The sequence below is a fragment of the Streptomyces sp. NBC_01477 genome (assembly GCF_036227245.1).
In the GTDB taxonomy this organism is placed as follows: Bacteria; Actinomycetota; Actinomycetes; order Streptomycetales; family Streptomycetaceae; genus Actinacidiphila.
The window spans coordinates 3,415,772-3,429,152 of record NZ_CP109445.1 but is presented as its reverse complement, the minus strand read 5'-3'; the positions used below and the strand labels follow the sequence as shown (position 1 = coordinate 3,429,152).

The 13,381-nt window shown below is 74.6% G+C and carries 9 protein-coding genes; 6 read left to right on the top strand and 3 right to left on the bottom strand.

The window, feature by feature from the left end:
- Window positions 1-310: 310 nt before the first annotated feature.
- A complete protein-coding gene (locus OHA86_RS13920) occupies window positions 311-1,891 on the bottom strand; it encodes a DUF5691 domain-containing protein (protein WP_329175437.1) in 1,581 nt (526 codons plus the stop codon).
- A 193-nt stretch (window positions 1,892-2,084) separates the two neighbouring features.
- Window positions 2,085-3,419, bottom strand: a complete 1,335-nt coding sequence (locus OHA86_RS13915; RefSeq protein ID WP_329175435.1) for an SWIM zinc finger family protein — start codon at window positions 3,417-3,419, stop codon at window positions 2,085-2,087.
- Window positions 3,420-3,557: 138 nt separating this feature from the next.
- Between OHA86_RS13915 and OHA86_RS13910 the strand changes: the two genes are divergently transcribed.
- From OHA86_RS13910 to sucD, 5 genes are all read left to right on the top strand, one after another.
- Window positions 3,558-4,670, top strand: coding sequence for an ATP-binding protein (locus OHA86_RS13910; protein ID WP_329175433.1), 1,113 nt, complete (start codon window positions 3,558-3,560; stop codon window positions 4,668-4,670).
- Entirely contained in the window at window positions 4,667-7,099 is a 2,433-nt protein-coding gene (locus OHA86_RS13905; protein WP_329175431.1) for a DUF5682 family protein, read from the top strand. Before OHA86_RS13910 ends, OHA86_RS13905 begins: the two co-directional genes overlap by 4 nt.
- A complete protein-coding gene (locus OHA86_RS13900; RefSeq protein WP_329175430.1) occupies window positions 7,092-8,276 on the top strand; it encodes a VWA domain-containing protein in 1,185 nt (394 codons plus the stop codon). Before OHA86_RS13905 ends, OHA86_RS13900 begins: the two co-directional genes overlap by 8 nt.
- 286 nt (window positions 8,277-8,562) lie before the next feature.
- On the top strand, window positions 8,563-9,735 hold the full coding sequence (sucC, locus tag OHA86_RS13895) for an ADP-forming succinate--CoA ligase subunit beta (RefSeq protein WP_329175428.1): 1,173 nt from the start codon (window positions 8,563-8,565) through the stop codon (window positions 9,733-9,735).
- A gap of 22 nt (window positions 9,736-9,757) precedes the next feature.
- The gene (gene sucD, locus OHA86_RS13890) at window positions 9,758-10,645 is read left to right on the top strand and encodes a succinate--CoA ligase subunit alpha (RefSeq protein WP_329175427.1); all 888 of its coding nucleotides are present in this window, start codon (window positions 9,758-9,760) and stop codon (window positions 10,643-10,645) included.
- Window positions 10,646-10,727: 82 nt separating this feature from the next.
- Here sucD and OHA86_RS13885 read toward each other — a convergent pair whose 3' ends face one another.
- Window positions 10,728-11,837 (bottom strand): hypothetical protein, encoded by a 1,110-nt coding sequence (locus tag OHA86_RS13885; protein WP_329175426.1) that lies wholly within the window; start codon window positions 11,835-11,837, stop codon window positions 10,728-10,730.
- Between the two features lie 128 nt (window positions 11,838-11,965).
- On the opposite strand from OHA86_RS13885, the gene OHA86_RS13880 reads away from it, so the two are divergent.
- Window positions 11,966-13,159 carry a cell division protein PerM gene (locus OHA86_RS13880; protein ID WP_329175424.1) on the top strand — a complete coding sequence of 398 codons (1,194 nt, stop codon included), beginning with the start codon at window positions 11,966-11,968 and terminating at the stop codon, window positions 13,157-13,159.
- The last annotated feature ends 222 nt before the right edge of the window (window positions 13,160-13,381 follow it).

The window sequence follows — 13,381 nt, the reverse complement described above, 5'->3', positions numbered from 1 at the left end:
ATCCACCCAGGGGTGCGAGGAACGGCGCGCGCAACCCCCGACGGAGCAGCAAGATGACGGCCCACGGCAAGTGGCACCGACCGAGGGGTGTGAGGAACGGCGCGCGCAACCCCGATGTCGGGAAATCGCGCAACGCCACGGCAAGTGGCACCCCCTCGGGGGCGCGGGGAACTGCGCGCCCAGCCCCCGACGGAGCAGCAGGGCGACCCCCCACCGCAAGTGGCATCCACCCAGGGGCGCGGGGAACTGCGCGACGAGCCCACCACCGGGAGAAGGTCCCGGAGCCGGCCAGCGGGTGCAGCCCGCAGGGTCACCCAGCGCCGCCCGCAGGGCGAAGCTCATCCCACATCGCGGCTCGAAGCCTCAACGTGCTGCCCAGCCGCTGAAACGCCTCCCCCCAGTACGCGGCAGCGCCCGGCGCCCCATCGGCCGGCTCCTCCCCGGCCGAGGCCAGCGCAGCGACCTGGTCCGCACTCGCAGGGTCGAGGCAGCGCTCGGCCAGCCCCATCACCCCGCTGAAACTCCACGGATAGCTGCCCGCGTCCCGCGCGATGTCGAGCGCGTCGATCACCGCCCGCCCCAGCGGCGCGGCCCACGGCACCGCGCACACTCCAAGCATCTGGAACGCCTCGGACAGCCCGTGCGAGGCGATGAACGCCGCGACCCACTCCGCCCGCTCCTCCCCGGGCAGTATCGACAGCAGCTTCGCCGGGTCGCCGACCGCGCCGAGCGGTCCTGACGGTGCCGGCGGCGGCCCGAGCAGCGCCCGCGCCCACTCGCTGTCCCGCTGCCGGACGGCGGCCCTGCACCAGGCCGCGTGCAGATCGGGCTGCCAGTCGTCCAGCACGGGCAGCCCGATGATCTGCTCGGGGGTGCGGCCCCCGAACCGCGCCCGCCAGGTCGCCAACGGCGCCGCGTCGACCAACTGGCCCAGCCACCACGCCCGCTCCCCGCGCCCGTTGGGCGGTCGCGGGGCGACCCCGTCCCGTTCCATCGCCGCGTCGCACTCGTAGGGCGCCTCCACCGAGATGCCGTCGGGGCCGAGGGATATGCAACTGCGCGCACGGCCCGCCATCCGCGCGGCCAGCGCGGACTCCGGCAGCGCGGAGAGCAGTTCGGCCGCGGTCGCCCGTACGTTGCGGCTGCGGTCGCTCAGCGCCTGGTCGAGGAAGGGCTCGTCCGCCGCGGACAGCCCGGTCCGCAGCGAGTCGACGAACATCAGCCGGTCCTCGGCACGCTCGCTCTTCCATGTCGCGGCCAGCAGCGCGAGCGCGGTCGCGGGCTCGGTCAGCCGCAGTCGGCTCAGCAGGGCGATCCGCTCGGCGAACAGCCCTTCCTCCCACAGTCGTTCCGCCTGCTCGCGCCCTTCCGGGTCGGGGCCAGGAACCGCTCCCGCGCCGGCCCGCAACGCGTACTTCCAGTCCGGGTTCAGCCCGGCGAGCCAGCGCCCGCGGGGGCCGGCGAAGGCCAGCGCGTCCGCCCGCAGATCCGTCCGCGCCCGGGCCGCGTCCAGCAACGCCGGCAGTATCTCCGGCGGGGCCGCGTAGCCCTCGCGGTGCGCCGCCGCCAGCCACTGCGGCAGCAGTTCGGCCAGATTCGGCGCCGAGCCGCGCCGGTTTCCGCTGGTGCCGCCGGCGCGGTCGGTCAGCAGCGTCTCCAGCCGGCGGCGTGCCGCGGGCGGCAACTCCGCGCGCCGGTCCTCCGGCGCCACCGCCGGCCGCTGCCCGGCCACGGCGGGCCGCAGCCCGGCCCGCCGCCGTACCGCCCCGGCCGCAGCGGCGTCCAGCAGCCCCGCGGCGGTCTCCGCCGCGTCCCCCACCACCCCGCCCGGGCGCCGCCGCTCCGTCCCGAGCAACGCGCTTCCGACGAGGTCGTCCCACCCGATGTCCATTCGAGTCCCTCCTCGTTCAGTCCCGACGATCGCGCCGCGGCTGAGCGTATGTACGTGCCCGTACCCCCGCGACGCCCTGTCGTGCCGGGTCGCCCCGGCCTTGAGGAAATTGCCGGGTGCCCCCAGCACCTCCCAGAGCCCTGCCTCTTGCGGTGTGTCCTCCGGCCGAAGAACCGCCAGGATGCGTCACCCCCTACAGAGCGATCGGTATCGGCGACGCCCGCGTCCACCCAGCCAGGGGGCGCAGGCCGGTGGGGCCGGCCTCGGCGAAGAGGGTGACGGGGTGCCCCCCGGATATGGCGGCGAGCCGCCAGTGATCGGCCCCGAGCAGCGGCACCGCCGCATCCGCGCTGTCGGCCACGTGCCAACGGTCCTGCCCGGGCAGGGGGACGACGTCGGTGAGCAGGACGGGCCACGCGTCGAGCCAGGGATCGTCGGCCAGGGCGGTGCCGTAGGAGTCGAGCGCGGGGCCGACCGCCGTGCCGGGCGGCACCTCCTCGGGCAGGCCCGTGCCGTAGCGCGTGCCGAGGACCGCGCGGAGCGGCACCGCCGCCGGGTGGAAGGCCAACTCGGCGTCGAGCACCGTGCCGACGGGCAGGGCGAGTTCGGGGGCCCGGCCTGCCGCACCGAAGGAGAGGACGAGGGCGAAGCGCCCCGACGCGCAGTCGTACAGCCAGATCCGCCGGGTCGTCAGCCGCTCGTCCGCCGTGTCGTACTGCGCGAGGACCAGCCACTGCCCTCTGACCAGCGGCCCCGCCAGCAATTCGGCGGAGTCGACGGTGAAGCCGATCCTGGTCCGCACCGTCTCGGCCAGCGGCGCCGGGAGCCGCTGGCGGCCGAGGAAGCCGCGGGCCAGCAGATGCAGCAGGCCCGTCTCCTCCAGCATGCGGGACGGCCAGTCACCCCCGGAGCCGGCCACCGTGCTCAGCTCGCGCACCCGGGCGGCGAGCCCGGGGGCCTGCGCGTCCACCATCCGGGCCGCGATCTCGTCCCACTGCTGATATCCGGCGCGGTCGGACCCCGCGAGACCGCTTCGCAGCAGATCGGTGAGCCGCTGCTCCAGTTCGACCGCGCCGCCCTCCACCCGGACCGCCCGGCGCTCCGCCCGCTTCTTCGCCGCTTCCCGGCCGCCCGGCGCGGCCCCGGGACCTGGCACGGCGGCGGCAGCCGCTTCCGCTTTCCTGTGGCGTGCCGCCGTCCACTGCTCGGCCCACTCCGGCTCGGCCGCCCCCGCGGCCACCGGCCCGCCGTCCCCGGCCGCCCACAGCAGCAGCAGGCCCAGCGCGTGCTTGCACGGGAACTTCCGGCTCGGGCACGAGCACGCGAAAGCGGGGCCGCTCAGATCGACGACCGTCTGATAAGGCCTGCTGCCGCTGCCCGCGCACAGCCCCCACACCGCCGTGCCCGCCGCGCCCGTGCCGGACCACGGCGCGGGCGCCGCGAGCCGCGCGCCCGCCGTGCGTGATGCTGCGTCAGGTGCGAGCGCGAGCACCTGGTCCGCTGTCCACCGAGCTTCCGTGTCCTCCATGCAGACCACGCTAGGACCGACCACTGACAATCTCTCTGACCTGCGTGGATAGCGGGCTGTGACGGATTGTCAGTGGTCGGGTGCAAGGTGGGAACAGCACGGACCGAAGGGGGTCCGTTCGACGAGTGGGGGACAGCCATGACCGCTACGACGAGCGCCGCGGCCGGCGCCGAGCAGGCCCTGCGGCCGCACGCCGAGGAGGCCTTCGCGGCCGAGCTCGTCGCGCTCGCCGCCGTCGACGACCGGCCGCGCCCGGCGCGCTGGAATCTGTCCCCGTGGGCGGTCGCCACGTATCTGCTGGGAGGGACGCTGCCGGACGGGACGGTCGTCACACCCAAGTACGTGGGTCCGCGGCGGATCGTCGAGGTGGCCGTCACCACCCTGGCGACCGACCGGGCGCTGCTGCTGCTCGGGGTGCCCGGCACCGCGAAGACCTGGGTGTCGGAGCATCTGGCCGCCGCGATCAGCGGCGACTCGACCCTGCTCGTCCAGGGCACCGCGGGCACCCCCGAGGAGGCGATCCGCTACGGGTGGAATTACGCCCAGCTGCTCACCCGCGGCCCGAGCACTGCCGCGCTGGTGCACAGTCCGGTGATGCGGGCGATGGCCGAGGGCCGGATCGCCCGGGTGGAGGAGCTGACCCGTATCCCGGCCGATGTGCAGGACGCGCTGATCACGATCCTGTCGGAGAAGACGCTGCCGATCCCCGAGCTGGGCACGGAGACACAGGCCGTCCGCGGCTTCAACCTCATCGCGACCGCCAACAACCGCGACCGCGGGGTCAACGACCTGTCGAGCGCGCTGCGCCGCCGGTTCAACACGGTGGTGCTGCCGCTGCCCGCGAGCGCGGAGGACGAGGTGGAGATCGTGTCGCGCCGGGTCGAGCAGATCGGCCGCGGCCTCGACCTGCCGGCCGCGCCCCGGGGCGCCGACGAGATCCGCCGGGTCGTCACGGTCTTCCGTGAACTCCGCGGCGGCGTCACGGAGGACGGCCGTACCAAGATCAAGTCCCCCTCGGGCACGCTGTCGACGGCCGAGGCGATCTCGGTGGTGACCAACGGCCTTGCGCTGGCGGCGCATTTCGGCGACGGGGTGCTGCGCGCGGGCGACATCGCGGCCGGCGTCCTCGGCGCCGTCGTGCGCGACCCGGCGGCGGACCGCCTGGTGTGGCTGGAGTATCTGGAGACGGTGATCAGGGAGCGGGACGGCTGGAAGGACTTCTACCGTGCCTGCCGTGAGGTGACGTCATGACGCCGCCGCCCGCCCCGGGTCCGGCCGCGTCGGACGCCGCCGACCGCGCGGCGGCCACTGCGGTGGCGCGTACGGCTGGCGCCGACGTCCCGGAGGGCGTCGTCCTGCTGGGGGTGCGGCATCACGGGCCGGGGTCCGCGCGGGCGGTGCTGGCCGCGTTGGACGCGTACCGGCCGCAGGCGGTGCTGATCGAGGGGCCGCCGGAGGCCGACGTGCTGGTCGCGCTGGCCGCCGACCCCGCGATGCGCCCGCCGGTGGCGCTGCTGGCCCATGTGGTGGACGACCCGGCGCGGGCCGCCTTCTGGCCGTTCGCCGAGTTCTCGCCCGAGTGGGTCGCGCTGCGCTGGGCCGCGAAGGCGGGCGCCGAGGTCCGCTTCATCGACCTGCCGGCCGCCCACAGCCTGGCCCTGCGCGCGCCGACCGGCGAGGAGCCCGCACCGCCCACCGTCCCCGAGGGCGTCCCGGCGGCGCCCGGCGCGGGTCCTGGCGGCATCGACGTGCGGGTCGACCCGCTGGCGGTGCTGGCGGAGACGGCCGGGTACGACGACCCGGAGCGCTGGTGGGAGGACGCGGTCGAGCACCGGGGCGGGGCGGACGAGGGTGATCCGCTGGCGCCGTTCGCCGCGCTCGCCGAGGCGATGGCCGCGATTCGCGCGCTCCACGGGGACGGCGGGCACGACCAGGACCCGGTGCGGGAGGCGCATATGCGGCTCCGGCTGCGCGAGGCACGGCGGGCGTACGAACGGACGGCTGTGGTGTGCGGGGCGTGGCATGTGCCCGCGCTCGCCGGGCGTACGGCGGTGGCCGCGGACCGGCAGCTGCTCAAGGGGCTGCCGAAGGCGAAGGTCGAGACGACGTGGGTGCCGTGGACGCACCGCAGGCTGGCCCGGGCGAGCGGATACGGCGCGGGGATCGACTCGCCGGGCTGGTACCGGCATCTGTTCACCGCCGCCGACCGGCCGGTCACCCGGTGGATGACCAAGGTCGCGGGGCTGCTGCGGGAGGAGGACCTGCCGGTCTCGTCGGCGCATGTCATCGAGGCGGTGCGGCTCGCCGACACGCTCGCGGCGATGCGCGGCCGTCCGCTGGCCGGGCTCGGCGAGACGACGGACGCGATCCGGGCCGTGATGTGCGACGGCTCCGATGTGCCGCTGGCGCTGATAAGGGACCGGCTGGTGGTCGGCGATGTGCTCGGCGAGGTGCCGCCGGACGCGCCCGCGGTGCCGCTGGCCCGCGACCTGGCCAGGGAGCAGCGCACTTTGCGGTTGAAGCCCGAGGCGCTGGACCGCGAGCTGGATCTGGACCTGCGCAAGGACACCGACGCGGCCCGCAGCCGGCTGCTGCACCGGCTGGTGCTGCTCGGCGTCGGCTGGGGCGAGCCGGCCAGGGGCCGGGACGGCAAGGGCACCTTCCGGGAGACCTGGCGGCTGCGCTGGGAGCCGGAGTTGGCGGTGCGGGTCGCCGAGGCCGGGATATGGGGGACGACGGTGGCGTCGGCGGCCACGGCGAAGGCGGAGGACGCGGCGGCGCATTCCGGCACGCTCGCCGAGGTCACCGCCACAGCCGAGGCGTGCCTGCTGGCCGGGCTGCCGGACGCGCTGCCCGTGGTGATGCGGGTGCTGGCCGACCGGGCTGCCCTGGACACCGATGTCGCGCACCTGGCGGCGGCGCTGCCCGCACTGGTGCGGGCGGTGCGTTACGGGGATGTGCGCGGCACGGACTCGGCAGCGCTCGGCGAGGTCGCGGAGGGCCTGGCGCTGCGGATCTGCGTCGGGCTGCCGCCGGCCTGCACGGGTCTGGACGCGGACAGTGCCGCGGCCGTGCGCGCGCAGGTGGAAGAGGTGCACCGGGCGGTCGCCCTGCTCCCGGACCCGGCGCTGCGGGACCGCTGGGCCGCCGCGCTGCGCACCCTGGCCGACCGCGACGAGACGATACCGGGGCTGCTGCGCGGAGCCGCCGCGCGGCTGCTGCTGGACGACGGGCGGCTGGACGCGGAGCAGGCCGCCCGGCTGATGGGCCTGGCGCTGTCGGCGGGGACGGGACCGGCGGAGTCGGCGGGCTGGATCGAGGGCTTCCTCGCGGGCGGCGGAATGCTGCTTGTGCACGACGAGAAGCTGCTGGCGCTGGTGGACGGCTGGCTCGGCGGGGTGACGGCGGAGGCGTTCAGCGATGTGCTGCCGCTGCTGCGGCGGACGTTCGCCGAGTTCGAGCCGGGGGTGCGGCGCACGGTCGGCGAGCTGGCGCGGCGCGGGCCGTCGGCGGTGCGGCGGCCGGGCGGAGAGGCGGCGGAGCCGGGGCTGCCCGGTTTCGGCACCACCCTCGACCCTTCCCGCGCGGAGGCGGCGGCGCACACCGTACGGCTGCTGCTGGGCACGACCACGACGACCGATCTGGGCACGCACGGGGATGGGGGAGCGGACGATGACTGACACGGGGGGCGCCGCGAGCGCCGGGTACGCCGACGAGCGGCTGCGGCGCTGGCGGCTGGTGCTGGGCGGCGGCCCGGCGTCCGACGGCACGGGTTACGAGCTGGCGGGGCGTGACGCGGCGATGGACCGCACGCTCACCGCGCTGTACGGCTCGGGCGGCGCAGGCGGGCAGCCGGGCCGGGCCGGCGAGCGTACGGCCGGGCTCGGCGGGTCGGCGCCGCAGGTCGCCCGCTGGCTCGGCGACATCCGCCGGTATTTCCCCAGTTCCGTCGTCCAGGTCATGCAGCGGGACGCCATCGACCGGCTCGGGCTGTCGGCGCTGCTGCTGGAGCCCGAGATGCTGGAGGCGGTGGAGGCCGACGTCCACCTGGTCGGCACCCTGCTGTCGCTGAACAAGGCGATGCCCGAGACGACCCGGGAGACCGCGCGGGCCGTGGTCAGGGAGGTGGTCGACGACCTGGAGTCCCGGCTCGCGACCCGCACCCGGGCCACGCTGACCGGGGCGCTCGACCGGTCGGCGAAGGTCAGCAGGCCCCGACACCGCGACATCGACTGGGACCGCACCATCCGCGCCAACCTCCAGCACTATCTGCCCGAGCACGGCACGGTCGTCCCGCAGCGGCTGATCGGCTACGGCCGCGCGGACCGGTCGGTGAAGAAGGACGTGGTGCTGTGCATCGACCAGTCCGGGTCGATGGCCGCGTCCGTCGTCTACGCGTCGGTCTTCGGCGCGGTCCTCGCCTCGATGCGGTCCATCAACACCCGCCTCGTGGTCTTCGACACCGCGGTGGTGGACCTGACCGAGCAGCTGGACGACCCGGTCGACGTGCTGTTCGGCACCCAGCTCGGCGGCGGCACCGACATCAACCGGGCGCTGGCGTACTGCCAGTCGCTCATCACCCGTCCGGCGGAAAGCGTGGTCGTACTGATCAGCGACCTCTACGAGGGCGGCATCCGGGACGAGATGCTGAAAAGGGTGGCCGCGATGAAGGCGTCGGGAGTGCAGTTCGTGGCGCTGCTCGCACTGTCCGACGAGGGCGCCCCCGCCTACGACCGGGAGCACGCGGCAGCGCTGGCCGCGCTCGGCGCCCCCGCCTTCGCCTGCACGCCCGACCTCTTCCCCGAGGTGATGGCCGCCGCCATCGAGAAGCGCCGGATCCCGATACCCGAGGCGTGACCCCCGGGAAGCGCACGGCGATCTGTGACCGTTCTCACCGCTCACAACCGATCAGCGATTTAGGACGCGCCCGTGCACGGCGATAACCTGCAAGACGGACATGCCGCGTACTCGGACACCGCGTGCGCTTCCCTGGTGACAGCTGGTGACGTGCGGTCGCCCTGCCCGTAGCGGCACGCCCAGCCGGCAGGCGGCGCTGCACTCATGGCGGCAGCCTCCTGCCGACGCCGGAGTGACATCCAGCCTTACTTCCAGCGGATTCCAGGGAAAAGGGAGACGGACGCGCGTGGACCTGTTCGAGTATCAGGCGAGGGATCTCTTCGCCAAGCACGGTGTACCGGTGCTGGCCGGTGAAGTCATCGACAAGCCTGAAGCGGCACGCGCGGCGGCGGAGCGACTCGGCGGCCGAGCGGTCGTCAAGGCGCAGGTCAAGGTAGGCGGCCGCGGCAAGGCCGGCGGCGTGAAGCTGGCCGCTGACCCGGCCGACGCGGTGGCCAAGGCCGAGGCCATCCTCGGTATGGACATCAAGGGCCACACCGTCCAGAAGGTGATGCTCGCCGAGACCGCGGACATCAAGGAGGAGTACTACGTCTCCTTCCTGCTGGACCGCACCAACCGCACCTTCCTGGCCATGGCGTCGGTCGAGGGCGGCGTCGAGATCGAGGTCGTCGCCGAGGAGAACCCGGACGCGCTCGCCAAGGTCGCGGTGGACGCCCTGGAGGGCGTGACCCCGCAGAAGGCCGCCGAGATCGTCGCCGCGGCGAAGTTCCCGGCCGACATCGCCGACCAGGTCGCCGATGTGCTCCAGCAGCTGTGGACCGTCTTCATCAAGGAAGACGCCCTGCTGGTCGAGGTCAACCCGCTGGTCAAGACCGGCGAGGGCAAGATCGTCGCGCTCGACGGCAAGGTCTCGCTCGACGAGAACGCCGCCTTCCGGCAGCCCGAGCACGAGGCGCTGGAGGACAAGGCCGCCGCCAACCCGCTGGAGGCCAAGGCCAAGGCCAAGGGCCTCAACTACGTCAAGCTCGACGGCCAGGTCGGCATCATCGGCAATGGCGCGGGCCTGGTCATGTCCACCCTCGACGTCGTCGCCTACGCCGGTGAGGCGCACGGCGGCGTCAAGCCCGCCAACTTCCTGGACATCGGCGGCGGCGCCTCCGCCGAGGTCATGGCCAACGGCCTGGAGATCATCCTCGGCGACCCGGACGTGCGCTCGGTGTTCGTCAACGTCTTCGGCGGCATCACCGCCTGCGACGAGGTCGCCAACGGCATCGTGCAGGCGCTGGAACTGCTCAAGTCCAAGGGCGAGGAAGTCACCAAGCCGCTGGTCGTACGCCTGGACGGCAACAACGCGGAGCTGGGTCGGAAGATCCTGTCCGACGCGAACCACCCCCTGGTCCAGCGGGTGGACACCATGGACGGCGCGGCCGACAAGGCCGCCGAGCTGGCCGCGAAGTAAGGGACGAGGACACAAGACAACCATGGCTATCTTCCTCACCAAGGACAGCAAGGTCATCGTCCAGGGCATGACCGGCGCCACCGGCATGAAGCACACCACGCTGATGCTCGGCGACGGCACGAACATCGTCGGCGGTGTCAACCCGCGCAAGGCCGGCACCACCGTCACCTTCGACCAGGGCCGTGAGGTCCCGGTCTTCGGCAGCGTCAAGGAGGCCATCGAGGCCACCGGCGCGGACGTGACGGTCATCTTCGTCCCGGAGAAGTTCACCAAGGACGCCGTGGTCGAGGCCATCGAGGCCGAGATCCCGCTGGCCGTCGTCATCACCGAGGGCGTCGCGGTGCACGACTCCGCCGCGTTCTGGGCGCTGGCCCAGCAGAAGGGCAACAAGACCCGCATCATCGGCCCGAACTGCCCCGGCCTGATCACCCCCGGCCAGTCCAACGCCGGCATCATCCCGGGCGACATCACCAAGCCCGGCCGTATCGGCCTGGTGTCGAAGTCCGGCACTCTGACGTACCAGATGATGTACGAGCTGCGGGACATCGGCTTCTCGTCCGCGGTCGGCATCGGCGGCGACCCGGTCATCGGCACCACGCACATCGACGCGCTCGCCGCGTTCGAGGCCGACCCCGACACCGACCTGATCGTGATGATCGGTGAGATCGGCGGCGACGCCGAGGAGCGGGCCGCGGCCTACATCGAGAAGAACGTGACGAAGCCGGTCGTCGGCTACGTCGCCGGTTTCACCGCGCCCGAGGGCAAGACCATGGGCCACGCCGGCGCCATCGTCTCCGGCTCCTCCGGCACGGCGCAGGCCAAGAAGGAGGCGCTGGAGGCCGCGGGCGTCAAGGTCGGCAAGACCCCGTCCGAGACCGCCCGGCTGGCCCGCGAGATCCTCGTCGGCTGACGTCAGGCTGCTTGCCAGGCCGTTCGTCCGGCCTACGACGGCGTGGACCCGCTCCGGGTCCACGCCGTCGTCGTGCCGTACGTCAGGTGCCCGCCGGCTGCTCGGCCCGCTGCTGGTGCGCGGGGCCGCGCGGGGGCGGGGCGGCCTGCTGCGGCCCCGCGACCATGCACACGAGGGTGGCCAGCACGAGCCCGCCGGCCATCGCGAGGACCCCGGCCGTACGCCGCCGCGTCCCGCGCTCGCTCGCGGCCCGTACGCCTGACGGCGCCTCGTCGGGGACATCCGGCTCCGCCGCCAGCAGGGCGGACAGGAGGGCCGTCGCGTCGCCGCCGTCGTAGTCGTCGGGCGCCGCCGCGGCCAACTCCCGCCGGGCGCCGATGATCCGGGACGCGGCGGCCGTCGTGCTCGACTCGGCCTCGGCGGCCGTCCCCGCCAGGGTCAGCCCGAGGCCGTCGTGCAGCAGTAGCGCCCGCCGCCGCTCCGGGTGCAGCCGCACCAGCGCCTGCGGCAGCCCGGCCCCGGCTGTCGGCCGGGCCTTGCGCCGCCCCGGCAGCCGCTGCTGCCAGGGCGCCAGCGCGTACGTGTGCGCGGCTGCCCGCACCCATCCCACCGGGTCGCTGTCCCGCGCCACCTCGGGCCACTGCTGCCAGGCCGCGTCGAACGCCCGCCGCACAGCGCGCCCGGCCAGTGCCCGGTCCCCGGTCAGCACGGCGACCTGCCGCCGCAGGTCGGCGGCGCTGCGCCGGTAGAGCGCGTCGAACGCGTCCGCGGGGGCGGCGGTGTCGGCTGGTGTTCGCGCTTGTGCTGGCGCGAGGACGGTCGCGGCGACCGGCCGGTAGACGACCCGCACGCGTACGGGACCGGGCGCGGGCCTCCGCGGACGGTCGGTCAGCGGACCCGGCTTGCGCGGGCGGGAGGTCTTGGGGCCGGGCGGGGGAGCGGGAGGCGTGACGTTCGCGAACCCATGCGGGTGCGCTGCGCCGGCTCGGGTGGAGGGCGCGGGCGCGGGGTCGGGCCGTGGGGTGGCGGTGGCCTGGGGGGAGGGCGTCGGCTCGGCCTGGGCGGAGGGTGCCAGGTCGGGCGGGGGCGCGACGGCGGCGTTGGTGCGGGCGGAGGGCGCGGGGCGGGGCGTGGTGCGCGTGCTCGCGTGCGCCTTGGCCCGGGCCTTGTGCGACCGTTTGCCCCCGCTCACCGGACGGACCTTTCCTCTGATTCATACGATGATCTGAAAAAAGCACGCATACGGCACATGATGCGCGACACGACGACCAATCGCCCGCTGCGGGGGCGAAACGGGTGTTCTTGACACCATGGGGCGCCGTGACCCAATTGACGGAACAGGTCCAGGCACACCCGCCCGCCGGGACCGGCCGGACGCTCCCGGCGGCCCGCGCGGCCGCGGTCGTCGCCGGAGCGGCCGCGGCCGGCCTCGCGCTCCTCGGCCTGGCGGCGGTCGTACTGCTGCTCTGGGTCGTCTCGCCCTTCCCCGACAGCGGGCTCGGCGGCGCCCTGCACATCGGCGCGGGACTGTGGCTGCTCGCGCAGGGCGCCGACCTGGTGCGCGACGGCACGCTCTCCGGGGTGCCCGCCCCGATCGGCCTCACCCCGCTGCTGCTCACCGCGCTGCCAGCCTGGCTGCTGCACCGGGGGGTTGCATCGGCGGTCGTGAACAGCACGCACCGCTCCGCGGGGTGGGTGCTGTGCGGCTACCTCGGGGTCGCGGCGCCCGTCACCGTATACGCCGCCGGTGGGCCGGTGCGGGTCGATGTGCTCTCGGCGGCGCTCTATGTGCCGCTGTTCGCGGCAGCGGTGACCGCCGTGGGGGCGTGGACCGGCAGCGGACGGCCGACGCTCGAACGGTACGTGCCGTGGGGCGCGGACGCCGCCGTCGCGCTACGGGTCGGCGCCATCGCCACCGGGATCCTCGTCGGGGGCGGCGCGCTCGTCGGGGGCGCCGCCCTGGCCTGGCACGGCGGGACCGCCGGACGGGCCGTCGGGCAGCTCAGCGCGTCGCCGGCCGGGCAGGCGGCACTCCTGCTGCTGTGCGTGCTGCTGGTGCCGAACCTCGCGGTGTGGTCCGCCGCGTACGCCCTCGGGCCGGGGTTCGCCGTCGGGGCCGGCACGGTGGCGCCTTACGGTGTGTCCGGCCGTCCGCTGCTGCCGCGCTTTCCGCTGCTGGCCGCGTTGCCGGGGGTCGGCGGTCACGCGGTCGGCTGGGCCGCCCTCGCGGTGCCGGCGGTCGCGGGGGCCGCGATGGCCTTCTGCTGCGTCAGGGCCGAGCTGGGGATTTCGCGGACCGCGGCGGTGGCCGCGGGGGCGTCCGGTGTCTGCGGGCTCGCCTTCGCCCTGCTCGCGGCCGCGGCTGGGGGGCCGATGGGCGTGGGCGGGCTCGCCACGTTCGGGCCGAGCGGGTGGCTCTGCGGGGCCGCGGCGACGGCCTGGCCGCTGGCTGTGGCGGTGTCGACGGCCACGGTCGTTTCCTGGGTCCGCACGGTTCGCCGTCCGGCGGGGTGAGGAATCCCGCTGGGCCCGAGCCAGGTTCTTTGACCGCGGGCCCGTCGTGGCTGATCGCGCAGTTCCCCGCGCCCCTGGGTGGGTACCGCTTGCTGTGGCGTTCACAGTGCCGTTGGCCTGTGGTTGCGCGCGCAGTTCCCCGCGCCCCTGGGTCGGCGCCACTTTCTGCGGCGTTCACAGTGCCGCCGCACTGGGGCTGGCCGCGCAGTTCCCCGCGCCCCT